The organism is Flavobacterium sp. 21.1, assembly GCF_057801535.1.
In genome coordinates this window covers 375,932-402,483 of sequence record NZ_JBYNXA010000001.1, presented here as the reverse complement: position 1 = coordinate 402,483, position 26,552 = coordinate 375,932, and the positions used below count along the sequence as shown (strand labels likewise).

The following is a 26,552-nucleotide window of genomic DNA, read 5'->3' as shown; positions in this document are numbered from 1 at the left end:
TTTGGGAAAAATTGAAATTTTCCAAACCACATGAATCACACCGTACATAATAAATTAGTTTCCTTTATTTGGTCTATTGCAGATGACTGTTTGCGAGATGTTTACGTTCGAGGTAAATATCGTGATGTTATCTTACCCATGGTAGTTTTGCGCCGTTTAGACGCTTTATTAGAGCCAACAAAAGAAGCTGTATTAGAAGAATTAGCTTTTCAAAGAGATGAAGCTGGATTTACCGAGTGGGATGACAAAGGTTTTACAGATGTAACCGGTTATGTTTTTTACAATACCAGTGAATGGACATTACAACGTTTGCACAATACAGCAACGAATAGCCAGCAGCTTTTATTAGGGAATTTTGAGGACTATCTAAACGGTTTCAGTGCTAATGTAAAAGAAATCGTTGATAAATTTAATCTGAAAAGCCAAATACGTCATATGGCAAACAAAGATGTTTTGTATGATGTATTGGGCAAATTTACTTCTCCCGATATTAACTTAACCCCTTTTGAAAAGTTAGACAGCAATGGAAAAAAATTGCCCGCCTTATCTAATCTGGGAATGGGTTATGTATTTGAAGAATTAATTAGAAAATTTAACGAAGAAAATAACGAAGAAGCTGGGGAACACTTTACACCTCGTGAGGTAATCGATTTAATGACACATATTATCTTTGAGCCTATTAAAGATAAAATTCCTGCCGTAATGACCATTTATGACCCTGCTTGTGGTAGTGGTGGTATGTTAACCGAGTCACAAAACTTTATTGTTGATCCTGACGGAGAAATTAGGGCGGTAAACTCAGATGTGTATTTGTACGGAAAGGAAATCAATGACGAAACGTATGCGATTTGTAAATCGGATATGATGATTAAGGGGAATAATCCTGAAAATATTCGTGTTGGTTCTACACTTTCGACGGATGAATTTGCAGGAACTACTTTTGATTTTATGCTATCCAATCCGCCTTACGGAAAATCGTGGGCCAGTGAGCAGAAATACATTAAAGACGGTAAAGAGGTTATCGACTCCCGTTTTCAGATTAAGTTAAAAAACTATTGGGAAATTGAAGAAGCTGTAGATGCAGTACCGCGTTCATCAGACGGACAATTGCTGTTTTTGATGGAAATGGTGAATAAAATGAAACCCCTTTCCCAAAGCCCTTTAGGTTCCCGTATTGCCTCTGTACATAACGGAAGTAGTTTGTTTACTGGTGATGCTGGTGGTGGTGAAAGTAATATTCGTCGTTACATTATTGAAAACGATTGGTTGGAAGCTATTGTTCAGTTACCGAATAACTTGTTTTACAACACAGGAATTACCACTTACATCTGGATTTTGTCTAACAACAAAGCTGCTAACAGAAAAGGCAAAGTGCAGTTGATTGATGCGGGGCAACTATACAAGAAACTCCGCAAGAACTTAGGAAATAAAAACTGTGAATTATCACCAGAGCATATTGCAGAAATACTAAAAGTATATTCCGGTTTGCTTCCGGTTGAACGTTTGGATGATAATAGCATTGCCTCTAAAGTTTTTGATAATACAGATTTTGGATATTACAAAGTAACTATTGAACGACCAAAACGTTTAAAAGCCCAATTTACACCAGAGCGAATTGCAGATTTACGTTTTGACAAAGGATTGAAAGATATTATGCAGCATGTTTACGAACAGTATGGTGAACAGGTATATGAAGATTTGAAACCTCATAAGAAAGAAATATTAGACTGGGCTGATAAAGAAGGTTTTGATTTGAATAAAAAACAAGAAGAAGCCTTGTTGAAAAAAGAAACATGGACAAAACAATTGACACTTGTTAATACTTCAAATGCTTTAATGAGCAAAATGGGGAATAAAGAGTATTCCGATTTTAACGTATTTAGAGACGAAGTTGAAACCCTGTTAAAAGCCCAAGGTATTAAGCTAAGTGCTACTGAGAAAAATGCTATTTTAAATGCAGTAAGCTGGTATGATGAAACCGCTGAAAAAGTAGTGAAAGGCATCCAAAAATTAAGTGGTGACAAACTAGACCAATTGCTACATCATTTAGATTGCAAAGTGGAAGACTTACCTAATTACGGCTATTATTCAACTGCTAAAAAAGGGGAATATTTAGTTTATGAAACTGAAAGCGATTTGCGCGATACGGAGAATGTGCCCCTAAATAACAATATTTACGACTATTTCTTAGAAGAAGTACAACCACATGTTGCAGAAGCCTGGATAAACCTTGACGCTACTAAAATTGGTTACGAAATAAGTTTTAACAAATATTTCTACCAACACAAACCATTGCGTTCTTTAGAAGCTGTAACCGCCGATATCTTAGAACTTGAAAGACAAAGCGACGGTTTGATTCATGAAATTTTAAATTTTTAGGCGATGGTAGAAATTAAAAATGCCTACTACGTTTATAAAGATTCAGGATCTGAATGGTTGGGTGAGATCCCTGAACATTGGGAAGCAACAAGAGTTAAAAATATATTTAGACTAATTGCAGAACCTGCTCCCAAAAACAATGATTATGAATTATTGTCTGTATATACGGATATCGGTGTTAAACCCAGAAAGGAATTAGAGGAACGTGGAAATAAAGCATCTACAACAGATGGCTACTGGCTTGTTAAAAAAGGAGATCTTGTGGTTAACAAGCTATTAGCTTGGATGGGGGCGATTGGTGTTTCCAATTATGACGGTGTAACAAGCCCTGCATACGACATTCTGAGAGCCAAAGTTAAAATAGAAAGTAATTTCTATCATTATTTATTTAGAAATGATCCTTGTATTTCTGAGCTAAAAAAACATTCGAGAGGAATAATGGATATGAGATTACGTCTATACTTTGATAAATTTGGAGACATCATAATTCCATTTCCCAACTATGAAGAACAACAGCAAATTGTTTCTTTCCTTGACGACAAAACCGCCAAAATAGAACAGGCCATTGCTATAAAAGAAAAACAAATTGCCCTGCTCAAAGAACGCAGACAAATCATTATTCAGGAAGCTGTAACCAGAGGTTTGGATAAAAACGTAAAACTCAAAGACAGCGGTGTGGAATGGATTGGGGAGATTCCAGAGCATTGGGAGGTGAAGAAAGTCACTCATTTATTCAATAAATTAGGAAGTGGAACAACTCCAACTTCTGGTGATTTGAGATACTATGATGGTGAGTTTAATTTTTTACAAACAGGAGATTTAAATGACGGGAGAATTTTAAACACTAACAAAACCTTGAAAAACAAAGCTTTAAAAGACTTTACTAGTTTAAAAATATATCCAAGAGGAAGTCTAGTCATGGCAATGTATGGGGCAACGATAGGTAAATTAGGAATACTAGAAATTGATTCTACAACTAACCAAGCGTGCTGTGTATTTACCCAACCCCAAAATATTTTAGTAGAGTATTTTTTTAATGTGTTATACTCTTTCAGAACAGAAATTATTTCATTAGGATATGGGGGGGGGCAACCAAACATAAGTCAGGATTTAATAAAATCTCTAAGATTTCCTGTTCCATCAAATATAGATGAACAGAAAAAAATAATTGAATTTATAAAAACGCATTCTGCCAAAATAGACAACGCCATTTCAATAAAAGAACAGGAAATTGAGAAGTTAAAGGAATATAAAGTGACTTTGATCGATAGTGTGGTTACAGGGAAGATAAAAGTTTGTTAATAATTTTAAGCTCATGAATTTTGAAAAATTAAAAAGTTATATCGAGTTATATAAAGATAATTTTGATTTTGTAAATCATCAGGAGCTTTATAAGTGGAAAGCTGTAAAGCAGTTTCAAGAACATTGGGATATAGAAGCGGAAAATTTTTATAGTATGCTTTCAACATCATTGAATTTAACTTCTAATTTGCTCGATTCTGGCCGATACTTTCCTAAAGGCATGTTGTTGAGATATGCTGAAGACAATCCCGAGTTAATAAGAAGTTATTTTAAAGAGCTGTATAACGAAGAGCTAGATATTAATAGTCGTATCGAGAACTTTCGGAATAGTTTAGTAGATCTCAATGATGAATATCCAGATGCTGACAACGATTATCAAGATCACAGAGCAATTATTGTTTATTTAGCATTACGATTCCCTGATCGATACTATTTTTATAAACAACGAATGTTCAAATCTTTCGTTGAAAAAGTTGAATATGACTATAACCCTGTGGCGGGCAGAATAGAAAACATAGGCCAATATCATCATTTATGTGACATTATTAAATATGAAGTTTCACAAGATCAAGAGCTTTTAAGATTACACAATCAAAGGCTTACTGAAGATTGCTATTTTGATTCCAATTTAAACATATTGACACAAGACTTTATTTATGCTATTGTTCAACATATACCGTTTGTTGAAGACAATGTAATTGCAGAAGTGAATTATCCTCAAGTTAATGTAGATATTTTTTCTCCAAACGATATTCAGGTTTCGATTTCAAATAGTAGTTTCAGTCCAAGTTCGACAAACTATATACAAAACAACATTGAAAATAAAAGATTAGGAACGTTAGGCGAATTATTTGTACTTGAATATGAAAAAGAAGAATTAAGAAAACATGATAAGTACAATTTGATAAAAAATGTAAGACATGATGCTATAAATCTTGGTGATGGGTTAGGGTATGATGTTTTATCGTTTGATATTAAAGGGAATAAAAAATTTATTGAGGTAAAAACAACAAGAGGTAATGCAGATGCAATATTTTATATTACCAGAACTGAAATGGAGAGAAGTAAAATAGAAAAAGATAATTATTACTTATATCGTGTTTATAATTTTGATGATAAAACCCTAAAAGGAGATATTCAAATTATTAAAGGAGATATAAGTAAATTGTGTATTGAGCCTGTAAATTATAAAGTAAAAATAACTAATGAGTAACAACACAAAAAATAAAATAGAAGCCTCGGATAAAAGTATTAATGATTTATTAAAAGATCAAAAGTTTTTCATTGATTATTTTCAAAGAGAATATCGTTGGCAAGAGAAGCATATGATTGCTTTAATAGAAGATTTAACCAATGCTTTTTTAAAGTCATATAACAAAGGCGACAAACGTTCTGATGTTGCAAATTATCAGAGTTATTATTTAGGACCAGTTGTTTTTAGTGTTGCCGATGGTAAGAACTCAATAATTGATGGACAACAGCGAATTACATCAATCACACTGTTTTTGATATATCTTAATCACTTACAAAAAAACAATACAACTCAGGTTAATATTGAAAACTTAGTTTTCTCTGAAAAATATGGTGAGAAGTCATTTAATATGACTGATGAAGATAGACAGCAAGTATTAAAAGGGTTGTTTGAGAATGGAGAATATAAAATAAAAGATAGTGATGATGAAACAGTAGTGAATATTGTTAATCGATATAACGATATTGACCAATCTTTTCCAGAAGATTTAGCTGATGAAGCATTACCTTACTTTATTGATTGGTTCATAGGAAATGTAATATTAGTTAAAATTACTGCTTATTCTGATGAAAATGCCTATACCATTTTTGAAACAATGAATGATAGAGGTATGAATCTTACGGCAACAGAAATGCTAAAAGGTTATGTGTTATCCAGAATTAACAATTCTAAAGAGCGTAGTTCATTGAATGAAATGTGGAAAACACACATTAAAAATCTTCATGATTTAGATGAAAATGCTGATTTAGATTTTTTCAAGGCTTGGTTTAGAGCAAAATTTGCTATAAGTGTTAGACCTAGAAAAGTAGATTCCGAAAATCAGGATTATGAACAAATAGGAACACGACTACATGAATGGTTTAAAAATAATCATATAGAAAAATTCAATTTAATTTCATCTGATGATTTTAAAGTTTTCTTTGAAAAAGAGTTTGATTATATGGTTAAAGCTTATTTCTATATATGGGAAAAAAGTACGGACTATGATAATTCGTGTCCTCATTTATTTTATGCAAATTATTGGGGTATAGCGTCTTCGTTGTCTGATGCTCTCTTATTAGCTCCATTAAAATCAACTGATTCAATGGATATTATGAAAAAGAAAATTGACGCAGTTGCCAGATTTATTGAAACCTATACAGTTAGAAGAGCAGTTAATTTTATGAAATTTGGTGCTTCCTCTATTCAATATACATTTTTTAATATCACTAAAAATATTAGAAATCTTGGTTTAGAGGAGTTATATGTTGTATTATCTAATGAAATTGATCAAATGGAACAAACGTTTGATGGTATAAATAACTTTAGATTACATCAACAGAACTATTCTTTTGTAAAACATTTACTTTGTCGATTAACAGCCCATGTGGATCAAAGTGTTGGCAAAGGAATGACTTACGAATCATATCAAATTCCAAATGGCAAAAGATTTGAAGTTGAGCATTTATGGAGTAATCATTTTAATAAGCATAAAGACGAATTTGAGCAAGAATGGGAATTTACTGAAGTACGGAATTCAATTGGAGCCCTTATTCTTTTACCAAACGGTACAAATCAATCTTTTAATAGTGATGACTATGTTGATAAATTACCTCATTATTTAAAAGAAAATACATATGCTCAAACATTGCACCCTGATTTTTATTTAAAAAATCCTAATTTTAGGAATAGCGAACTTGCAAGTATTCCTTTTACAGCTCATACTGACTTAAAAAAGCAAAGTATTGAACAAAGAGTTGAAGTTGTAAAATCGCTTTGTGAAAATATTTGGTCGACCGATTATTATAAAATTTAAATGAAACCATGCCTAGCCAAACCAACGAACAAGCTCTTGAAGCTGCAATAGAAAAAAGACTTACCGGTTCTTGTCTTGAAGATTTCAAAGAACAGGGTATTACTATAGAAACCGCAAATATGTATCGAAGCGGTAATGGATACTATATTGGTGCAGCTAATGGGTTCAATGCAAAATATGCAATTGATGAAGTTCGGTTTTGGCATTTTTTAGAAACTACTCAAGCAGAAGAATTAACCAAACTACAGAAACAATCAGATTGGAAATTAAAAATCCTTGAGCGTTTTGACAGGCTGATTAAAAAATATGGTGTTCTTCGTTTGCTGAAAAAAGGTTTGGATGTAGATGATGCGCATTTTACTTTATTTTATGTGGCACCTTTGGCGAGTAGTAGCCAAACCATAAAAGACAATTTTGAGAAAAATGAGTTTAGTGCAACCCGACAGTTGCGTTATTCTTTAAGTAATCCGCTGGAGGAAATCGATATGGTTTTCTTTATAAATGGGATTCCTTTTGCTACTATGGAACTGAAAAACCATTGGACAGGGCAAAATGCTAAAGTTCATGGTATTAATCAATATAAATTTAAACGTGATATTACTCAGCCACTACTGAGCTTTGGACGTTGTATTGTACATTTTGCTGTTGATACTGATGAAGCCTATATGACCACTAAACTTGACGGTGCATCTACGTTCTTTCTCCCTTTTAACTTAGGAAACAATAACGGAAAAGGAAATCCACCTAATCCTTTCGGACATAAAACCACTTATTTGTGGGATGAGGTGTTTACGAGGGAAAGTATTGCCAATATCATTCAGCATTTTGTGCGTTTTGATGGTAAGGATAGTGATGTGTTAAATAAAAAGACATTGTATTTCCCACGTTACCACCAGATGGATGTAGTACGCAAATTAGTAAGTCATGCAGGTAAGTATGGTACTGGCCAGTCTTATTTGATTCAACATTCGGCGGGTTCGGGTAAATCTAATTCGATTACTTGGGCTGCTTATCAATTAATTGAGACTTATCCTGAAAATGAAACTGTTTCTGGAAACAAGGGTATTACAAACCCATTATTTGATTCTGTAATTGTTGTAACGGACAGAAGAATTCTTGATAAGCAATTACGTGATAACATCAAGGAGTTTTCAGAGGTTAAAAATATTGTAGCTCCTGCATTTTCGTCAAGAGAATTAAAAGAAGCGTTGGAAAATGGTAAAAAAATTGTCATTACAACCATTCAAAAATTCCCTTTTATTATTGATGGTATAGCCGATTTAAGTGAAAAGAACTTTGCCGTAATTATTGATGAAGCACACAGTAGCCAAGGAGGTTCTACCGCTGATAATATGAACCGGGCTATGGGTAAAAATAGCTTAGAAGAAGAACCCGAAGATGCACAGGATAAAATTGTGGAAGCCATGCGATCCAGAAAAATGCGTGGGAATGCTTCCTACTTTGCGTTTACGGCTACTCCTAAAAATATTACTCTGGAAAAATTTGGAAGTAAACAAGCTGATGGCAGTTTTCAACCGTTTCATTTGTATTCCATGAAACAAGCTATTGAAGAAGGGTTTATTCTGGATGTACTGGCAAATTATACGACCTATAAAAGTTATTATGAAATTAGTAAGTCTATTGAAGAAAATCCATTATTCGATACCGCTAAAGCACAGAAAAAGTTAAAAGCGTTTGTTGAAAGAGACCCTAGAACCATTGCCACCAAAGCCGAGATTATGCTTGACCATTTTATGAGTCAGGTTGTAAATAAAAAACTTTTGAAAGGAAAAGCCAAGGGTATGGTGGTAACGCAAAGTATCGAATCGGCAATAAATTACTATTTGGCTATTAAAGATATTTTAAAATCTAAAGGCAATCCGTTTGATGTGGTTATCGCTTTCTCGGGTAAGAAAACCATAAATGGAATAGAGTATTCTGAAGAAATTTTAAATGGTTTTGCTGAAAAAGATACCAAAGATAAATTTGATGAGGATAATTATCGCTTACTGGTTGTAGCTAATAAATATTTGACAGGATTTGACCAACCAAAGCTAACTGCAATGTATCTAGATAAAAAATTACAAGGAGTTTTAGCCGTACAAGCCTTATCGAGATTAAACCGTTCTGCCAATAAATATGGTAAGAAAACGGAAGATTTGTTTGTATTAGATTTTTTTAATTCTACAGATGATATAAAAGAGGCCTTTGATCCTTTCTATACTTCTACTACTCTTAGTAGAGCTACTGATGTTAATGTTTTACATGAATTAAAATCAGCCCTTGATGATGTTGGAGTTTACGAATGGTATGAAGTGGAGGATTTTGTAAAGAAATATTTTGATAAAGTAGATGCTCAATTATTAAGTCCAATTATAGATGTAGCCGCAGAGCGATTTAATATTGAGTTAGGTTTGGAAGATTCCAATAAAGCCGATTTTAAAATTAAAGCAAAACAATTTGTTAAGATTTATGGGCAAATGGCAGCTATTTTGCCATTTGAAATGCTTGCCTGGGAAAAACTATATTGGTTCTTAAAATTTTTAATTCCTAAATTAATTGTTGTTGATAAAACGAATGAAATTGATGGTTTATTAGATTCAGTTGATTTGTCTACCTACGGATTAGAACGTGTGAAGTTAAACTCGACAATCGGTTTAGATGATTCTGAAACACAATTAGACCCACAGAATCCGAACCCAAGAGGTGCACACAATAAAGAAGAAGAAAAAGACCATTTAGAATTGATTGTAAAAAGCTTTAATGAGAGATGGTTTCAAGGTTGGGATGCCACACCTGACGAACAAAGAATAAAATTTGTTTCTTTAGGAAAACAAATTCAAGCACACCCAGATTATATAAATAAAGTAGCTAATAATCAAGATGCATCGAATAGAGAACTTGCTTTTAAAAAAATTTTAGACGATGTAATGTCAAAACAAAGAAAAAACGAATTAGACCTTTATCGTATGTATGCCAAAGACGAAGCTTTTTATCAAGCATTTTTAGATACTATGAAGCGAATGGTTAGTGCTAATAGATAATTAATTAAAAATTTGTTCGAAGTAATTTAATGATTAGCTATAGTATTGTGCTAGCAAATGAAGGTTACAGGTTTGAATCCTGTCGAGGTCACAAGAGTTTCCTTGATACAATACAATAACAAAAAACAAAATTAAAAACGGATAAATTAATTATCCGTTTTTACTTTTTCAGCAGGTTTATTTATCAAAACCAATAATAATAAAGGCAAGCACCAATTGGCGGAACGCTCTACAAATTCAACAATGGGTTCGCCGGATAAGGGTCGGCTCATGGCCGCTAAAAAAGCCCATAGGGTTGCCCACATCAAAACGCTTCTTATCGGATAAAATAAAGTAATAAACGCCACCATAATATCCATTATCCCTATGTAGGGCATGAGAGTAATGGCCTGAGCCTCTGTAAAACCAACGCAGGTTAATAACGGAATCCATTTAGGATTAACAAAATAGGCCACAATACCATGACCGAAAAAAGTGCCAAAAACACCGGCACGTGCAATCCATTCAAGTGTATTGGCTATTGATTTGTTTGCTGGGATGATCATAAATTTTAAAAATGAAGAAACCACTGATGTAAAAAATCAGTGGTTTGTTAGTGTGCTTTTATCTTATTTTACCACAATAAGACAGTTGTCTTTTTGTTTTCCGATACTTACTTCCAAATTGTAAACGCCTTTCTGATATTTTGACATATCGTATTTGAAGTTGAAGTCGCTTTGCGACTTATGGGCTTTTTCTTCTGCTACCATTCTTCCGTTCATATCATAAATCTTAATACTGACTTCTCCTAAATCGGCGGATTGGTATTCTAAAGTGAATATATCCGTTATTGGGTTCGGAACAACTTTAATAGGGTTGAAAGTCTCGCTTTTCGCAGTCCCTAAAGCAGTGGTTTTGTTGATGCAGAACGAATCAATTACCACATCGTTGTTATCGACAGAAGTTACACAAAGCGCATTGTCGGTGACATCCATCTTACAGAAATTGTATTTACTTTGATAGGATTGTATGAACCAAGTCGACGTTCCAGTGTACAATGGCGCACCGGCTCCGCCACAAACAATCTGGCATCTTCCTTCAGTTGCTGCGCTTCCGTATGTGGCCACTGCCGCAGTAGTACTTACGTTTCGGTTAATTGGTTTGGTTCTTTCGTACATATGATCGTGCCCGTTCACAATTAAATCAACACCATAATCGTCGAAAGCTTTCCACCACGTATTAAAATACGAGTTCATTTCTCCTGCATGACTTCCGATTGTATAGAATGGTTTGTGGAAGAAAACCACTTTCCAGCGCTTATTAGCATTAGCCTGTAACGTGCTTATCAGCCAGTTGTATTGTGTTGTGTCACCCGGACTTTCCGAGTTTAATGAGATGAAAACAGCATTTCCGTATTCTACAGCATAGTATAATGTGGTTCCGGTATTTGGAACCGATTTAGGAAGTTCAAAGTTGTTTTGATAATCCGGAACACTCGCTGCATCGTGATTTCCCAACGAATGGTAAACAAGGTTGTTTTCTACAAAGTTTTTACCATTATCAAACCAGCTGTCCCAATCAGCCACTGAACCACCATTATTGACAATATCTCCATTAAAGATAGTGAAAGCCGCATTTTTGGAATGTGCTAAATTTGATACCTGGTTCCAGATACTCATGCCGGAGCGGCTGTCTCCAATCGCTAAAAAAGAGAAATTTGTTGCATTTACAGGAGGAGCGGTACGGTAGGTCTTTTGTGCTGTCCAAACTCCGGATTGCGAATCGTATAATTGGTAATAAATAGTCGCATTTGCTGTAACAGTGGGGAAAGTATATTTGAAGAATTTATCGGCATAACCTGTACGCATGATTCCGTTAAACTGGCCTTGTTCATAAGCAGTAGTATAACCCCATTTAATCTTGTCGGCTGTTCCCGTATTGCGCCAGTTGATGGTCAATCCTTCCAGAGGGTTTTTGTTACTGCCCCAACGGATGTGCTTAATGGTTGTGGCAGTTGTTGTATTTCCTTCCAGGGAAAGATCGAAACTGATATCCGAACTTGTGCCGTTGTTTTGATGAATTTCGACAGCGATGGTATTTGTTCCTGCCACAAAAGCGCTTTGCGGAAGAGTGGAAGAGAAGAACGAGCCTCCGTCGTCACTGCATGCTGTTGAAGCGCCCGTAGTATAAGTTACTGATCCGGATGGCATATTGTTACGGTATACTTCTGTTCCGTTAATGTAAATAATCACGCCATCGTCGCGCTTTACTTTTAATGTATAATTTGAGTAAGCGGTTGGATTAGCAATTGTAAGTGTTTTTCGGAAGTACGTCGTGATGTATTTGTTGCTTGAACTCGGTCCGTAACTTAGAACCGTTGCTTCGTCACTGTCTCCGTAGCCAAGTTGTGCGTTACCAGTGCTCCAAGCGGCATCATTGAATGTTGTTTCTTTCCAAAGTGTACCCTGGTTGCTCCCGTTGTCCAAATATTTCCAATTGGAACCTGTTGGGATTAAAGTAGTCTGCGCTGCAATGCTTAGTGTTGCGAAAAGCATTGCAATACTTAAATAGTAATTTGTTTTTTTCATAGTTTTTTTAGTTTGGACAAAACTATACTATGAATTTTAACAAATTCTAACCAGGATTTTGTTAAATGGTTATTTTATAGTTAAATAGAAGTGCTTGAATATTATTGGATTATTGATAATACACCCCCCAGGCCCCCCTCGAGGGGGGAGTTCTCATAAGATGTTTTTATTTTTAAAATAAATTGTTGATTCTCAAGATGATATTTGTTATTGTAATTGTCCCCTTGAGGGGACTTTAGGGGTGTCTGAATATTGTCCCCCTTGAGGAGTCCTAAAAAAGACGTTTTCGTTTTTAATGCAGATCTATGTTTTCAATACAATGCTTATAATAATAAAAAAAAAGAGGAACCAATTAGGATCCTTTTTTTATATGAAGTATATTCTTGATGTTTATTGCAATGTTACTTTCCGATACAGAAATTAGCAAAAATATTACCAAGCAACTCATCATTAGTGACCTGTCCGGTAATCTCTCCGAAGTAGTACAATGCCTGACGGATATCGATAGCCATTAAATCAGCAGAAATACCGCTTTGTAATCCCCATTGTACCTTTTGGATTTCTTCCACGGCTTTCAATAGGGAATCATAATGGCGTGTATTGGTTACGATGGTTTCGTTGTTGCGAAGTGCTCCGGTGTTTACGAAAGAAAGTAACTGATTTTGCAGATCATCTATGCCTTCTTTGTTTTTGGCGGAAATGAAAATTGTTGACAATTGACGGTTAACCGTAGCCAGTTCTTCCTTATACTTGTTTAACCTGTCGTTGATTTGGGTTAGCGTGTCAGGACTGATTGCATCTTTCTTGTTAACAATAACAATTAGCGATTTTAGCGGGTATTGGTTTTGAATTTTGCCTATTTCGTTAATGAATAAGTCCAGTTGACTGTTGGCTGTAAACTGGGAACCATCCACTAAATATAAAACTACCTGAGCCTGTTCGATTTTTTCAAATGTTTTCTTGATTCCGATGCTCTCCACATGGTCTTTTGTTTCACGGATTCCTGCTGTGTCAATGAATCTGAACCCGATACCGTCAATCACCAGCTCATCTTCAATGGTATCTCTGGTTGTTCCTGCTATGTCGGATACAATGGCACGTTCTTCATTCAGCAAAGCATTGAGTAGGGTAGACTTCCCGACATTCGGTTCACCCACAATCGCTACCGGAATACCGTTTTTAATTACGTTACCCACTGCAAACGAATCAATTAGTCGCTTTAATACGAATTCAATTCGGTTCAGCAAATCGTGGAACTGGGTACGGTCTGCAAATTCTACGTCTTCTTCCGCAAAGTCTAATTCCAGTTCAATTAAAGAGGCGAAGTTCAGTAGCTCTTCACGAAGCTTGGCAATTTCGGTACTGAAACCGCCTCGCATCTGCTGCATGGCTATCTGATGGGATGCTTCATTATCCGAGGCAATCAGATCCGCTACGGCTTCCGCTTGCGATAAGTCCATTTTACCGTTTAAAAACGAACGTAAGGTGAATTCACCCGGCTGAGCCATTCGGCATCCCTTACGAAGCAATAACTGGATAATCTGCTGTTGGATATACGTTGAGCCGTGACATGAAATTTCCACCGTATTTTCCCCAGTATACGAATTTGTTCCGATGAAAAGGGATAACAGTACCTGATCCACTACTTTGTTTCCGTCCACAATATGGCCTAAATGCAGCGTATGGCTCTTCTGTCGGTTAATGTCCTTACCGGAAACCGATTGAAATACCAAAGAAGCAATGGCAATGGCATCCTTACCCGAAATACGGATAACCGCAATCGCACCTGCTCCGGAAGGCGTTGCTAAAGCTACAATTGTGTCGTTTGAAATCATTTTTTTGAGTTGCAGAGTTACAAAGGGGCAAAGGTACAAAGTTTTTTAAGAAGGAAAGGGGAGTGAGAAAATAGAAAATAGAAAATAGAAAGTAGAGAATAGAAGATAAGATATAGATATAAGAGCGAATGTGGGGCAAAGTCTTCTATTACTAATCTCTATTTCATGCTTCTTGTCTTTTACTCCTCGTCTATTATCTATTCTCTATACTCTTTTTTCTTTCCTCGGTTAAATAATTGAAAAACTGATATTAATCAGATTTTATTTGCGTTTCTTTTAGTAACTTTATGTAAGAATTTGAAAATCAATGGTTATGAAAAAGATACTTTTCCCTACCGATTTTTCCGAAACAGCGAACAATGCGTTTGTGTATGCTTTGGAAATGGCAAAATCGTTCGATGCAGAGGTAATTGTACTCCACGTTTATGATTTGCCTACGGTGTCATTCGGGGAAGTTCCGGTGACATTGGTTGAGATATACGATTCTATAGAATTGGACAACTTTGAGAATTTTAAAGACCAGATTCCGCTTTTGCGTGAAATAGCCGACAAGCATCAGCTTTCGGATGTAAAAATGAGCCACGTATTGCGTCATGGCGATTTGGTCCGCATCATGAAAGAAATGGCACATGAAGAAAAGATAGACATGATTGTAATGGGAACCAGTGGAGCCTCCGGTTTACAGGAAGTTTTCTTGGGATCCAATACCGGAAATGCCATAGTGAATGTACCGGTAACGCTTTTAAGTGTTCCGAACAATGCAAAATTCACCAGATTGCAAAACATAGGGTTTACAACGACCTTTAATGATCTGGATAGCGAAGCATTGCACCGTGTGGTTGCCATTGCAAAGAAATTTCATGCTAATGTAAAATGTATAGCTGTCAGAACTAAAAATTTCAGTGTAACAGAGGAAGGTATGGAATTCTTCAAAGCGCCTTTTAAAAATGAACCGGTAGAATTCTATTTGGTTCCTCATGATGATGTTAAGGAAACCATTCTCGACTTTGTGGAACATCAGCAGATCGATATGCTGGCAATGGTTACTCACAAACGTAACTTCTTCCAGGAGTTATTTACCCATAGCCTGACACAAAAACTTTCTTACCATAGTGAAACACCTATTTTGGCTTTTCATGAGCATAAGTAAAGTGATCAGTGGTTAGAAGGCAGAGAGCAGAAAGCAGAAGGCAGAAAGCAGAAAGCAGAGAATAGAGAATAGAGAATAGAGAATAGAGAATAGAGAATAGAGAATAGAGAATAGAGAATAGAGAATAGAGAATAGAGAATAGAAGATAAGTGTTGGTAAACAACCATATTTTAACAAAATAAAACCGCAAAGCCTCATAACAGGGTTGCGGTTTCTTGGTATAAAAAGGGTTGGTTATAGACTTTTGAACTTAGAAATATGAAATTAGAATTTAAAAATTTTGAATTTCTGCCTTCTGAATTAGTTATTCAACATTACCGGCATTACCAACATGGTAACGGTTTCGCCTTCGTCTAATCCGTCAACAGGAGTAAGGATACCGGCGCGGTTTGGTAAAGACATCTCCAATTGGATTTCATCAGACTGTAAGTTAGTCAACATCTCCGTTAAGAAACGGGAGTTGAAACCGATCTGCATATCATCACCTTGGTAATCACATGTCAGACGCTCTTCTGCTTTGTTTGAGTAGTCGATATCTTCTGCTGAGATATTCAATTCTGCTCCGGCAATTTTTAAACGGATTTGGTGCGTGGTTTTGTTTGCGAAGATCGCCACACGACGAACAGAACTTAAAAACTGTGATCTGTCCATTACCAGTTTATTTGGATTCTCTTTCGGGATTACCGCTTCGTAATTAGGGTATTTACCGTCAATCAAACGACAGGTTAATGTATAATTGTCGAAAGAGAAAGTCGCATTCGAATCGTTGTATTCAATTTTTACTTCCGCATCCGATGTGCTTAAAATTCCTTTCAAAATGTTCAAAGGTTTTTTAGGCATGATGAAGTCGGCAGCCTGAGATGCTTTTACATCAGCACGGGCATACTTTACCAATTTATGAGCATCCGTAGCAACAAAAATCAATCCTTCTGTAGAGAACTGGAAGAAAACCCCGGACATTACCGGACGTAAATCATCGTTACCTGCTGCGAAGATAGTTTTGCTCACAGCCGTTGCCAATACTTCAGCCGGAACCAATGTAGAAGAAGGTTCTTCTAAAACTACAGCTTTAGGGAATTCTTCACCCGGAGCATACGCCAATGCATATTTACCTGAATTGGAACTGATTTCGATGGTATTGTTATCTTCAACGGTAAACGTTAAAGGCTGTTCAGGGAAGGTTTTAAGTATCTCCAATAATAGCTTTGCAGGAACGGCTACACTGCCTTGGCTTGTAGAATCGATTTCTAAAGTAGAAGACATGGTAGTCTCTAAATCAGAGGATGAAACACGTAACTGGTTGTTGTCTAATTCAAATAAGAAATTATCCAAAATAGGCAGGGTGTTACTGCTGTTGATAACACTACCTAAAACCTGTAGCTGTTTTAACAAATAGGAACTTGATACTATAAACTTCATCTTCTTTCTTTTTTAGGGCTGTAAAACTTTTTTTTCATTTTAAGCTTCACAAATATATTCTAAACTACTTAACTTTTTAATATTTTTTATTAACAACTAGCGGGCATATTTACGCTTTCTCAGGAAGGTAAACAGGAATCCGAAAATACCAAGTACAAGTATTGGTAATCCGACAGTTACGGCCTGTGTGAACGTATAATTCTCATGAACTTTTTCTTTGTCCAATAAAGGTAGATCTACGTCCTTGCCTCTAATGTTGATAAGTCCGTTGTCATCCAAAAGGTAATTTACACAGTTTAATAAGAACTCTTTGTTTCCGAACAGGTTATTGGTCCATTTGTCATACCCCAATTCTAAAGGCTGATATGCCTGATCCAATTGGTTTTTGATTACATCTCCATCGGAAATAACGATCATTTTATTGTTTTTCCCCTGATTAACAAATGATTTGTCTTTAAAAGGAAGTACGCGGTTTTCATACATCGAATGGAATTTCCCTTCCAATAATACGGCTACGGGCAATAAACCACTTCCTGCAGGATAGTCTTTCGGAGAGGTTTCTTCCGTTACCATTTCAAGATTAACCTCGGTAGGAACTCCAATAGCTTTCGAATATTGGGATGATTCCATTAAAACGGTTTTCTTGATATCGTTTTTAAGCAATTCAATCGGATTGGCAAATTCGAATTTAACACCTTCAATGTTTTTTACAATTGGATGCTGTGATTGCGGATATACGAACGGAGCGTATTTCCAAGGATATTGCTGGTATTCCGTTTTGCTTCCCGGTTCACCGGTGGCCAGTTTTATCGGAGTCGCTTGTTCGTCTTTTATCAGAAGCGGATTGATTCGCACTCCGTATTTGAAGAACATGTCGGTGAGGTTCAAATCTTTCGGATAGGCTAAGATAGCTCCGGATTCATTATATAAACTATCCATTTCCGCCTGTACATTATCAACCAGCCAAAGTGTTTTTCCTCCGTTCAAAATAAACTGATCCAATACTTCTTTTTCTTCTTCTGTAAAACGTTTAGAAGGTTTTGCGATGATGGCCAAATCGTATTTTTTAAGCGCTTCAAGCGATCGCTGCGGACTTTTGGCAACAGAATCCATAGTAAACGGCCCAATATAATAACTCTCGCGGATTGTTTTCAGGAAATCAGCAATCTGCATGTCGTGTAATTCGCCAATGCCTTTAATAACAGCGATTTTCTTTTCTTTCTGTTTGGTGATTTTGTTGAATGCATCAGCAAGCGCATATTCCAAATGCTGCACGGAACTTACCACTTTTTCTTCTGTGGTAGCACCCATCATGTTTTTTAGTAATTGTACTTTGGTCGTTTTACCGTTATAGGAGGCAATCGCCCAAGGGAAAACCACTTCCTGAGATTGTTTTCCTTTGTCATCAACCGTAATGCTTACCGGCGTTAAACCTCGTTGGTATAGCATTTTCATATTGGATTCACGCTCTTCTTCTTTTTCCAACGGATTTACAAACTGGAAAATGATGTTGGAGTTGTAAGCTTTGAATTCTTCTAATGTCTGACGGGTTTCTCCTTGCAGACGCTTGAATTCCGCGGGAAACTGTCCTTCCAAAAACACATCAATGTAAAGCGGACTGTCAATCTGCTTGATAATGTTCAGGGAAGCTTCCGATAGTGTATAACGTTTATCTGCGGTTAAATCGAATCGTTTGAAAAAGTAATTTCCGAAAACGTTGATGGCAATTAATCCTGCAATAAGTAAACCTAATTGCTTTAATCCTTGTTTTTTAGCTTCTTTCATTACCACTTCAAAGATTTAAGTTGATAAACCGTTCCCGCTAAAAAGGCGATGGTAACGCTTACGAAATATAAAATATCACGGGTATCTAAAACACCGCGGCTCATACTTTTGAAATGATAATCAAATCCGAAACTTGCAAACAAACCTCCGAAATCACCCATGTATGTTGCTAAACCTTCAAATCCGAAGTAGAAAATAAAGCAAACAAAAACAGCCAGGATGAAAGCAACAATCTGATTGTCTGAAAGGGTAGAAGTAAAGATTCCGATCGAAGAATAAGCCGCGATCAGGAATAATAATCCGAAATAAGAGCCTAACGTGCTTCCCATATCAAGATTTCCTGTCGGGTTTCCTAAATCAGAAATAATGAAAACATAAATGATTGTAGGGATGATCGCAATTACAATCAACAAGAAAGCACCAAAGAATTTTCCGTTTACGATTTCCCATGTACTTAATGGTTTGGTCAGCATTAACTCGATCGTTCCTTGTTTTTTCTCATCCGAGAAACTGCGCATGGTTACGGCAGGAATCAGGAAAATTAAAATCCACGGCGCTAAAGTGAAAAACGGACTCAAGTCGGCAAATCCACTCTTTAAAATATTGAAATCTCCTTCAAAGACCCACAGAAAAAGTCCGTTGAGCAAAAGAAAAATAGCGATAACCAAATACCCGATCGGCGAACCGAAAAACGATTTGATTTCTCTTAGTAGTAATGCTTTCATCTTATCAAAGCGAGGATCGAAACCATCGTAATCCTCATGTTTATTATTATTTAATAATTATTCTAAAGTAACTAACTTATCAACGCTCCATGCTTCAGGTTTGTCGTTAAACAGTTTTTTGGTGAACGTCCAAACATCGTAAAACAATTCTGAATTCCTGTAATTTTCCAAATCCTGTTCCTGTTCCCAATAGCTGTAAGTGAAAAATATACACGGATTGTTTTTATCCTGATACAGTTCAAGCAAACGATTTCCCGGAGCGCTTCGGATTTTCTCTTTCATCAGTTCAAAATTCTCCAGAAATGCAGGGATGTTTTCTTCGTGGAAACTCAGTTTTACAATGCGTACAAACATACAATTTTTTGGTTATTTGGTTATTCGTTTATTTCGGTTATTTACTATTCATTGGTGGGCTGTTAACCCTTCGTTTATTCTTATATCGGATCTCAGGTTTCTTGCTTCTTATCTCTTCTTTAAAGAAATTGAATCGTCACTGCATCCCTAAACTTCAGTCCGAGCAACGAGGTCGCAGAACCAACGGTTGACGGATTACTTTTATAAATGGCTATTTCCAGAAAATCGGCTTCGTTGAAAAGGGCCAGACGTTCTCCTTCAAAGTCTTTTAATGTAAATTTATCACTGACTTTAAAATCCGAATAGCTTTTATGGATGCTTTTAATGGTTTTGGTTCCGAAACGAATTTCAAATGAGCGTCCCTTTCCGGTTTCGTGAATCAGTTTTTTTGAAATATTGGTCACACAGTTTCCGAAATGATCTACGTAAACGACTGCTCCCTTCACAGAACTTAAATCAGATGCGACAGTCGCCTGTAATTCATTTACTTTCTTAATAGTATTTATTTCCCTGCCGATAACACTCATTGCACCGCCTTTGGATAGGTGGCAGGCTACTTTTACAAATACGTCCATATCTGACGCTCCTTCCGGCAAACGGTCGTGAATGTTGATCTCCGCTATTTTTTGGGGAACTATTTTTTGGGTAAGAATGCTTAAGATTCCGTTATCGGCGCAAATGAAGAAATGATCGTTCCATTGCATTGCGATATGTTTGTTTTCCAAAGTGCGTTCAGAATCTACCCCAATTACATGAACAGAACCCTTCGGATAACTGTTGTAAGCAGCACTTATAATGTAGCTGGCTTCAGAAATATTAAAGAGATCTACATTATGAGAAATATCAAAAATCTGAGCCTGAGGATGTTCTGTGATAATTTTGCCTTTTAACGCGCCAACAAAGTGGTCTTTCAGTCCAAAATCGGTTGTTAGCGTAATTATTGACATCATTTTGTTTATAATTATTACAGAAAGTTTTTCTAAAATTCACTAGATTTGAGATAATGCAAAGCTAACTTATTTTTTAATTAAATCCCGCTGCTTTTGAACGAAAGAACCATCGAATTGACAGACATCACTCCAAAAGAATTTTGGGGTGCACAGGATTCACATCTTGAAGTAATTAAAAAATTATACCCAAAATTAAAAATTGTAGCCCGGGGCACGCTGGTGAAAGCCTACGGAGAAAAGGAAATTTTGGACGAATTTGAAATACGTTTTAATCGCTTAATCAATCATTTTTCGCGTTACAATTCCATCGATGATAATGTAATTGAGCGCATCGTGCAAACGAACAGTCAGGATGAGCAGCGTATGGCGGATCATGACAAGATTCTGGTACACGGACTGGGAGGTAAGCTGATTAAAGCCATGACCCCTAATCAACAGAAATTAGTTGAATACGTAAACAAAAACGATATGGTATTTGCTGTAGGCCCTGCCGGAACTGGGAAAACCTATACCGGAGTGGCTCTGGCAGTAAAAGCCTTAAAGGACAAACAGGTAAAAAGAATCATATTAACGCGTCCTGCGGTTGAGGCAGGCGAAAATTTAGGTTTTCTTCCGGGTGACATGAAGGAAAAACTGGATCCGTACATGCAGCCATTATATGATGCCCTTCGTGATATGATTCCTCCTCAGACACTGGATGATTATCTTATGAAAGGGATTATTCAGATCGCACCGTTGGCATTTATGCGTGGTCGTACATTGGATAACGCTTTTGTAATTTTGGATGAAGCGCAAAATACGACGCACTCGCAAATGAAGATGTTTCTTACGCGTATGGGTAAGAATGCTAAGTTTATCATTACGGGAGATCCAGGTCAGGTAGATTTACCGCGAAGAACCATTTCCGGTTTAAAGGAAGCTTTATTAGTGCTGAAAGATATCGAAGGAATCGGAATCATTTATCTTGACGACAAGGATATTGTCCGCCACAGATTAGTGAAGAAAGTAATTGATGCTTATAAGAGCATTGAAAACCATGATTAGAGATAATCAGTTGGATGTGTGAAGGATTTAAATTTCAGAAGAATCCAAGCATCAAAAAACCCTACATAACTTTAAAGTTGCGTAGGGTTTTTTTATCAAAAAATTTAAATGGATCCTTAGTCTATCTTGGGAAGTTGAATACAAGTCCGCCACCCAAAGTAAATTGGTAAATAGAAGAATAGCTGCTTACACCGGCTCCAGGTCCGCCCGTACCGATATATACACCACCACCAACAGATTGCGCGATGGACAGCAATTGTGCCTGAAGTTTGATTCCCACTTTTTCAGTAGCCCAAATTGTGGCACCCCCTTTCATATTCCATGCAAATTTTGTCGAGGAATCTGAATTGCCATTAGCAGGATTTTCCAGTTTTACAATACCCACACCGGCACCTAAGCCAAAAAAGCCTTCTACTTTTCCGCCGGGTTTTCTGAAACTTCTATTCCCACCTAACAAAATATAGTCCAGCCCTACGTCAAAGTTGGCATTTTGATCAAAAGCCGGCCCATTGTAATATTGTGCGGGTACGTTGGTGTCCATCATTTGCCAGGACAGCTCAACAAACGTCATCGGTGCAGCTTCAAATTCGATTCCGAGTCCATACAGGAAACCGGCATCAATTTTTCCATTGTAATAATAGCCGTAGTCATAGTATGAGTCAAAACTGTCTTCAAAAGCGTAAGAGCCGTAAAGGTTCAATCGAATTGAAGGTCCGCTCTTGGGAGCACCGCTAGTCTGCGCCTGTACAAAAAATGAGGCGAATAGTAGCAAACCTGTTATTAAAAGAGATCTTGTTTTCATTTTTTATAGGGTTTTGAGTTGTTTATACTGTTTTGGATATTTTATCGCGTACTTTTCCAACAAAGCATTTTCATGGTCTTATGGATTTATTTTTTTGATTTTGGAGGAAAATTTTCCAATATTTTAGCAACCGCTTCAGGTATGGTTTTGTCTGGATTTTTAGATGGTGAATCGATTTCCTTATTCCCCGTGCCTTGCCATATCAGTTGTTTGTTGGAAGCATCGACAACATCAATAATCAGTGAGCCTTCTTTGTATTCGTAAACATTGTATGTGGTTGTACTGCCTACGTATCCGCCTCCCCAATGGTAAGGACGATAATATCCTCCATAATTGTAATAATCGGTATTTGCTGAAACTGATTTTTTGTCTGTCAAAATAGTAGTGATGTTTATTAGAACATCTGGGTTATCTGTTGATACAACCAAGCCTTTTTTTTCCATTTCAGCTTGTACGGCATTAATAATCCGGTTTTTGTTCAATTGGCTTACAGAACCACTTTTGTCTGCCAATTCATAAAAAGAAAAGGTTTTGTATTTTGAAAAATCGACCGATTTGTCGTAGTCGGATTGGACGGTTACGGAGTTACACGATATAAATAATGCGGTAGCTGCCAGAAGAAGTAATGAGAAAAGTCTAATTGTTTTCATTGGATTGAAATTTAGTTTATTCCATTTACCGACTCTTTGCTACGGCTTTACATTGTTAAAAATGAGTTTTTTGTAGCAAATGTTGTATGTAAATTTAATTATAAACATTTGATTTAATTTATGGTTTTCATTGCTTTTTCGATGTTCTGACAATTAAATACGATGTAATATGATAAAATGTTATTTTTTTAGTGAAATTCATCGGTAAAACGCAAGTAGTATCGAAATTCTGCATCCGAAAAAACAAAAAAAAATAAATTATAGGTTTAAGTAGCGGATTATGAGATGGTGCATAGTATTTTTTTTAAGGAAAATCTGTAAATTAGTAATGCTTAAACTTCTCGGGCATGAAAAAGATTCTCTTGGTTTCAATTTTAAGTTTTTTTACGATTTGGGCTCAGGGGCAAAAGAAAATCTCAATAAAAGATTCTCTAGATCAAAAGCTAGATTTAAGCGATTGGGTTTTGGAAGCCAATGGTTTTATTCCCGTTCCGATGCTGATTACCGAACCGGCTTTGGGTGGAATAGGTGGGGCAGTATTTGCAGTATTTGTGAGTAAAAATAAGGCCTATACAGATACCATAAACGGAAATGTGGTTAAAACGAGGGTAAAACCGAATGTTTATGGAGCCGGAGGTGCATATACGGCAAACGGTACCTGGCTGGCCGGTGGCGTAGCGATGGGAGTAATCAGGAAATGGCGTGCGAATTACAGGATTGCAACTGCTTATGCCAATGTCAATATGGATTTTTACAGGGAAATTCCATCTGTCGGTGAGCAGTCGTTCGAATTTAATCTAAGAAGTTTTCCGTTAACAGGTCAGCTAATCAAACACTTTGGAAGGAGTGACTGGTTTGCCGGTTTGAATTATTTGTTTCTGTATACAGAATTAAAACGAACTAATGCCGAATTCCATACGCCTGCAGAAATCAATAGTATAATCAGTCGCCTGGGAATTTTGGTGGATTATGACGGGCGCGATAATATTTTTACGCCTGATAAGGGTTTCCGGTGGAATACTTTGATAGCGGCTTCTTCGGATGTGATTGGTAGTGATTATCAGTATCAGTCGGTTAACTCGGCCTTAATTGGTTACATACCTATTATTCCAAAGCTGATATCTGGCTATAGGGGCGAATACCAGCAAATTTTCGGCGAATTTCCTTTCTATATTAAACCTTATATAAATATGAGGGGAATTCCTGTTATGCGCTATCAGGGGAAAATTATAACGCTGACAGAAACCGAATGGCGCTGGGACGTAACAAGAAGATACAGTTTAGTCGCTTTTGCCGGTGCAGCCACAGCGATGGAAGAGTGGTCTGACTTTGCTGATTCTCCATGGAGGGTATCCGGAGGGTTAGGCGGGCGTTATCTTGTCGCAAGAAAACTAAAACTCCGTATGGGGCTAGACGTGGCACATGGCCCTGAAAACTGGGCTTATTATCTTGTATTGGGTACTAATTGGATGAGATGATTTCAGAGCAATGTCTAAACAGGATTTGTTCTTCAAATTTATAGTATAGCGGATAAGCATCAATTATTTAAAAATGTTCATGTTTTCATCATATATTGGGCTTTGTATGCCTAAAAAATTTAAAACACTGTGGAACACGTGATTTTGCGACAGGGTTTTATTGGGTTTGAGTTGTTTTGAATTATCAGATAACCAAACTATAAACGGAATCTCATATTGTTCTTTAGGTGCAATACTGAACGGTAGTCCATGCATGTAAAGATTTTTTTCTCCCAGTGATTCGCCATGATCCGAAACAAATATCATTGTGCTATTATACTCTTTTAATTGTTTTAAATCTTGAATTACATTGTCTAGGATATAATCTGTATAAACAATGGTATTGTCATAAGCATTGATTAATTCCTTTTGAGTGCAATTTCCTAATTCGACACTATTGCAAACAGGTTTGAAAGTTTCAAACTGAGGTGGGTATTTTTTACTATAGGTCGGTCCATGGGATGTGCTGGTGTGCAAAACAATTAATATTTTACTTTTCTTACTGGCTGCTATTTGCTCTTTTAGACCGGTTAAAAGAATTTCATCGTAATTGCAGCCATTACCTTTGCAATTTGATGCTAAATCTTCTCTTTTTTGATAATTTTTAATATGAACGGGAGGTTCGCCCCAGTTTGTAGTCCTCCAAATAACTTCGACATTATTTCGGTACAAATAATTGGGTAGAATTTCATATAATTTATCCGTTTTTTTGTGTTCTAAAATACATTTTATGCCTTCGGTTGTATATGTTGCACAAGATGTTGCTTTAAAACTGAATAAATTTTCTTCCTTAGAAAGTAAAGGGTTTGTATTTTTTTTATATCCATACAAAGAAAAGTTTTGACTTCTTGCCGATTCTCCAATTACTAAAACCACAATAGATTTTTTGTTGTCTTTTATTGTTGCATCGGGTAACAGGATTTCTTTTTCACTTTTTTTATGCTTGTGTATATAAAAGAGCGGGATATTTACTGAATAAGACCAAGGCATTGCTAATCCTCCTAATCTTTTTGAATTTTTATCAATCCATAGCCAATTGCTGCCATTTGCAAATACTAAGGCTCCAATGAACAGCAAGGTAAGTGAGCAATTGATTAAAAACTGTTTAAATGGTACACTTGTTATTTTAGTTTTGACAATATAAACGCCGGGAAGCACACCCAGGAAAACTATGTAAAGAATCAGCTTTACAGAAAAAAAACTAATGGATTCTTCAAAATTGGTATTAAGTATATTACCAATCATAGTCTCATCAATGATGACGCCATAGGTTGTAATAAAATAAACTGCAATTGCATTAAGGATAAAAGATAAAGCTAATAAAAGTTTTCCAGCAAATCGGAATAAAAAACAAACGAGGTAAAAAACAAAAGAATTTAGTATCACCATCAGAATTATTAAACTGATAATAGCAGTAATACCATTTAAATTTTTATAGTCAATGTTACTAAAAACAAAGGAAAAAAATGGATAATGAAATAATAAAAAATTAAGTAAACTCATTATCACTACGAAATGATTTAAGTTTAGATTATTTTTTAATACAGACATTAGCTAAGGAATTAGATTTCTAAGTAATCTGACATGCTAAAATATACGACAACATCCATCCAGCTCTATGATGTGACGGATGCTTATGACTGATATATACAAATATACCTAAAACTTTAAAGGAAAGGGTTTGAAAAATAGGAGAGAAGATTATATGCTGGCTTTCATCAATAAGTATGGTATGTCAGGAAAAGCAAAAACCCTTTAAATCGTGAGATTTAAAGGGTTTTGAGTTTGCTTGCTTTTCAGCTTGCGGAGAAAGAGGGATTCGAACCCCCGGACCTGTTACAGTCAACAGTTTTCAAGACTGCCGCAATCGACCACTCTGCCATTTCTCCAGTATGTCTCGCTTTACTTCCGTATTGCGAGTGCAAATATAGACGGTTTTTTTATTTCTGCAAACCTTTTGAGGATAAAAAAATGAAATAAAA

Annotated in this window: 19 protein-coding genes and 1 tRNA gene; 8 read left to right on the top strand and 12 right to left on the bottom strand. The window is 36.1% G+C overall.

All coding sequences use genetic code 11. The features are described 5' to 3' along the window. The first annotated feature begins 30 nt into the window (after nucleotides 1-30). The 5 genes from AC3E9U_RS01770 to AC3E9U_RS01750 are packed head-to-tail and all read left to right on the top strand — an operon-like array spanning nucleotide 31 to nucleotide 9,772. Complete coding sequence (locus AC3E9U_RS01770; RefSeq protein ID WP_488745183.1) at nucleotides 31-2,379, top strand: type I restriction-modification system subunit M; 2,349 nt, start codon at nucleotides 31-33, stop codon at nucleotides 2,377-2,379. Nucleotides 2,380-2,382: 3 nt separating this feature from the next. Beyond that, the gene (locus AC3E9U_RS01765; protein WP_488745182.1) at nucleotides 2,383-3,681 is read left to right on the top strand and encodes a restriction endonuclease subunit S; all 1,299 of its coding nucleotides are present in this window, start codon (nucleotides 2,383-2,385) and stop codon (nucleotides 3,679-3,681) included. A gap of 13 nt (nucleotides 3,682-3,694) precedes the next feature. Continuing rightward, entirely contained in the window at nucleotides 3,695-4,894 is a 1,200-nt protein-coding gene (locus AC3E9U_RS01760) for a protein NO VEIN domain-containing protein (protein ID WP_488745181.1), read from the top strand. After that, complete coding sequence (locus tag AC3E9U_RS01755) at nucleotides 4,887-6,728, top strand: DUF262 domain-containing protein (RefSeq protein ID WP_488745180.1); 1,842 nt, start codon at nucleotides 4,887-4,889, stop codon at nucleotides 6,726-6,728. Before AC3E9U_RS01760 ends, AC3E9U_RS01755 begins: the two co-directional genes overlap by 8 nt. A gap of 8 nt (nucleotides 6,729-6,736) precedes the next feature. After that, entirely contained in the window at nucleotides 6,737-9,772 is a 3,036-nt protein-coding gene (locus AC3E9U_RS01750; protein WP_488745179.1) for a type I restriction endonuclease subunit R, read from the top strand. A gap of 146 nt (nucleotides 9,773-9,918) precedes the next feature. On the opposite strand, the gene AC3E9U_RS01745 is transcribed toward AC3E9U_RS01750, so the two are convergent. From AC3E9U_RS01745 to mnmE, 3 genes are all read right to left on the bottom strand, one after another. After that, a complete protein-coding gene (locus tag AC3E9U_RS01745; RefSeq protein ID WP_488745178.1) occupies nucleotides 9,919-10,317 on the bottom strand; it encodes a hypothetical protein in 399 nt (132 codons plus the stop codon). Between the two features lie 63 nt (nucleotides 10,318-10,380). After that, entirely contained in the window at nucleotides 10,381-12,339 is a 1,959-nt protein-coding gene (locus AC3E9U_RS01740) for a T9SS type A sorting domain-containing protein (protein WP_488745177.1), read from the bottom strand. A gap of 401 nt (nucleotides 12,340-12,740) precedes the next feature. Continuing rightward, the gene (gene mnmE, locus AC3E9U_RS01735; protein WP_488745176.1) at nucleotides 12,741-14,174 is read right to left on the bottom strand and encodes a tRNA uridine-5-carboxymethylaminomethyl(34) synthesis GTPase MnmE; all 1,434 of its coding nucleotides are present in this window, start codon (nucleotides 14,172-14,174) and stop codon (nucleotides 12,741-12,743) included. Between the two features lie 313 nt (nucleotides 14,175-14,487). Here mnmE and AC3E9U_RS01730 point away from each other — a divergent pair, with 313 nt between their 5' ends. Next, nucleotides 14,488-15,324: a universal stress protein gene (locus tag AC3E9U_RS01730; protein ID WP_488745175.1), complete on the top strand. Its 837-nt coding sequence runs from the start codon at nucleotides 14,488-14,490 to the stop codon at nucleotides 15,322-15,324. Nucleotides 15,325-15,624: 300 nt separating this feature from the next. Here the strand turns inward: AC3E9U_RS01730 and dnaN are convergent, their stop codons facing one another. From dnaN to AC3E9U_RS01705, 5 genes are all read right to left on the bottom strand, one after another. Further along, the gene (gene dnaN, locus AC3E9U_RS01725; RefSeq protein ID WP_488745174.1) at nucleotides 15,625-16,743 is read right to left on the bottom strand and encodes a DNA polymerase III subunit beta; all 1,119 of its coding nucleotides are present in this window, start codon (nucleotides 16,741-16,743) and stop codon (nucleotides 15,625-15,627) included. A gap of 96 nt (nucleotides 16,744-16,839) precedes the next feature. Further along, on the bottom strand, nucleotides 16,840-18,528 hold the full coding sequence (gene gldG, locus AC3E9U_RS01720; RefSeq protein WP_488745173.1) for a gliding motility-associated ABC transporter substrate-binding protein GldG: 1,689 nt from the start codon (nucleotides 18,526-18,528) through the stop codon (nucleotides 16,840-16,842). Then, the gene (gene gldF / locus AC3E9U_RS01715) at nucleotides 18,528-19,253 is read right to left on the bottom strand and encodes a gliding motility-associated ABC transporter permease subunit GldF (protein WP_488745172.1); all 726 of its coding nucleotides are present in this window, start codon (nucleotides 19,251-19,253) and stop codon (nucleotides 18,528-18,530) included. Before gldF ends, gldG begins: the two co-directional genes overlap by 1 nt. Nucleotides 19,254-19,310: 57 nt before the next feature. Continuing rightward, nucleotides 19,311-19,607 (bottom strand): putative quinol monooxygenase, encoded by a 297-nt coding sequence (locus AC3E9U_RS01710; RefSeq protein ID WP_488745171.1) that lies wholly within the window; start codon nucleotides 19,605-19,607, stop codon nucleotides 19,311-19,313. Between the two features lie 119 nt (nucleotides 19,608-19,726). Further along, nucleotides 19,727-20,554, bottom strand: a complete 828-nt coding sequence (locus AC3E9U_RS01705) for an SAM hydrolase/SAM-dependent halogenase family protein (protein ID WP_488745498.1) — start codon at nucleotides 20,552-20,554, stop codon at nucleotides 19,727-19,729. A gap of 96 nt (nucleotides 20,555-20,650) precedes the next feature. Between AC3E9U_RS01705 and AC3E9U_RS01700 the strand changes: the two genes are divergently transcribed. After that, nucleotides 20,651-21,601, top strand: a complete 951-nt coding sequence (locus tag AC3E9U_RS01700) for a PhoH family protein (RefSeq protein WP_488745170.1) — start codon at nucleotides 20,651-20,653, stop codon at nucleotides 21,599-21,601. A 121-nt stretch (nucleotides 21,602-21,722) separates the two neighbouring features. Here AC3E9U_RS01700 and AC3E9U_RS01695 read toward each other — a convergent pair whose 3' ends face one another. Together AC3E9U_RS01695 and AC3E9U_RS01690 are read right to left on the bottom strand one after the other, a co-directional pair. Continuing rightward, the gene (locus AC3E9U_RS01695; protein ID WP_488745169.1) at nucleotides 21,723-22,403 is read right to left on the bottom strand and encodes a hypothetical protein; all 681 of its coding nucleotides are present in this window, start codon (nucleotides 22,401-22,403) and stop codon (nucleotides 21,723-21,725) included. A gap of 86 nt (nucleotides 22,404-22,489) precedes the next feature. Then, complete coding sequence (locus AC3E9U_RS01690) at nucleotides 22,490-23,053, bottom strand: DUF4136 domain-containing protein (RefSeq protein ID WP_488745168.1); 564 nt, start codon at nucleotides 23,051-23,053, stop codon at nucleotides 22,490-22,492. A 347-nt stretch (nucleotides 23,054-23,400) separates the two neighbouring features. Here AC3E9U_RS01690 and AC3E9U_RS01685 point away from each other — a divergent pair, with 347 nt between their 5' ends. Beyond that, nucleotides 23,401-24,531 carry a BamA/TamA family outer membrane protein gene (locus AC3E9U_RS01685; protein WP_488745167.1) on the top strand — a complete coding sequence of 377 codons (1,131 nt, stop codon included), beginning with the start codon at nucleotides 23,401-23,403 and terminating at the stop codon, nucleotides 24,529-24,531. Nucleotides 24,532-24,594: 63 nt separating this feature from the next. Here the strand turns inward: AC3E9U_RS01685 and eptA are convergent, their stop codons facing one another. Both eptA and AC3E9U_RS01675 read right to left on the bottom strand, forming a co-directional pair. Then, the gene (eptA, locus tag AC3E9U_RS01680; RefSeq protein WP_488745166.1) at nucleotides 24,595-26,121 is read right to left on the bottom strand and encodes a phosphoethanolamine--lipid A transferase EptA; all 1,527 of its coding nucleotides are present in this window, start codon (nucleotides 26,119-26,121) and stop codon (nucleotides 24,595-24,597) included. A 253-nt stretch (nucleotides 26,122-26,374) separates the two neighbouring features. After that, nucleotides 26,375-26,459, bottom strand: a tRNA-Ser gene (locus tag AC3E9U_RS01675). Nucleotides 26,460-26,552 lie beyond the last annotated feature (93 nt).

What these genes read in the sequence shown, in the direction of transcription:
- AC3E9U_RS01770 (WP_488745183.1), top strand. Translation starts at nt 31, where the DNA reads ATGAATCACACCGTACATAATAAATTAGTTTCCTTTATTTGGTCTATT.
- AC3E9U_RS01765 (WP_488745182.1), top strand. Translation starts at nt 2,383, where the DNA reads ATGGTAGAAATTAAAAATGCCTACTACGTTTATAAAGATTCAGGATCT.
- AC3E9U_RS01760 (WP_488745181.1), top strand. Translation starts at nt 3,695, where the DNA reads ATGAATTTTGAAAAATTAAAAAGTTATATCGAGTTATATAAAGATAAT.
- AC3E9U_RS01755 (WP_488745180.1), top strand. Translation starts at nt 4,887, where the DNA reads ATGAGTAACAACACAAAAAATAAAATAGAAGCCTCGGATAAAAGTATT.
- AC3E9U_RS01750 (WP_488745179.1), top strand. Translation starts at nt 6,737, where the DNA reads ATGCCTAGCCAAACCAACGAACAAGCTCTTGAAGCTGCAATAGAAAAA.
- AC3E9U_RS01745 (WP_488745178.1), bottom strand. Translation starts at nt 10,317, where the DNA reads ATGATCATCCCAGCAAACAAATCAATAGCCAATACACTTGAATGGATT.
- AC3E9U_RS01740 (WP_488745177.1), bottom strand. Translation starts at nt 12,339, where the DNA reads ATGAAAAAAACAAATTACTATTTAAGTATTGCAATGCTTTTCGCAACA.
- mnmE (WP_488745176.1), bottom strand. Translation starts at nt 14,174, where the DNA reads ATGATTTCAAACGACACAATTGTAGCTTTAGCAACGCCTTCCGGAGCA.
- AC3E9U_RS01730 (WP_488745175.1), top strand. Translation starts at nt 14,488, where the DNA reads ATGAAAAAGATACTTTTCCCTACCGATTTTTCCGAAACAGCGAACAAT.
- dnaN (WP_488745174.1), bottom strand. Translation starts at nt 16,743, where the DNA reads ATGAAGTTTATAGTATCAAGTTCCTATTTGTTAAAACAGCTACAGGTT.
- gldG (WP_488745173.1), bottom strand. Translation starts at nt 18,528, where the DNA reads ATGAAAGAAGCTAAAAAACAAGGATTAAAGCAATTAGGTTTACTTATT.
- gldF (WP_488745172.1), bottom strand. Translation starts at nt 19,253, where the DNA reads ATGAAAGCATTACTACTAAGAGAAATCAAATCGTTTTTCGGTTCGCCG.
- AC3E9U_RS01710 (WP_488745171.1), bottom strand. Translation starts at nt 19,607, where the DNA reads ATGTTTGTACGCATTGTAAAACTGAGTTTCCACGAAGAAAACATCCCT.
- AC3E9U_RS01705 (WP_488745498.1), bottom strand. Translation starts at nt 20,554, where the DNA reads ATGTCAATAATTACGCTAACAACCGATTTTGGACTGAAAGACCACTTT.
- AC3E9U_RS01695 (WP_488745169.1), bottom strand. Translation starts at nt 22,403, where the DNA reads ATGAAAACAAGATCTCTTTTAATAACAGGTTTGCTACTATTCGCCTCA.
- AC3E9U_RS01690 (WP_488745168.1), bottom strand. Translation starts at nt 23,053, where the DNA reads ATGAAAACAATTAGACTTTTCTCATTACTTCTTCTGGCAGCTACCGCA.
- AC3E9U_RS01685 (WP_488745167.1), top strand. Translation starts at nt 23,401, where the DNA reads ATGAAAAAGATTCTCTTGGTTTCAATTTTAAGTTTTTTTACGATTTGG.
- eptA (WP_488745166.1), bottom strand. Translation starts at nt 26,121, where the DNA reads ATGTCTGTATTAAAAAATAATCTAAACTTAAATCATTTCGTAGTGATA.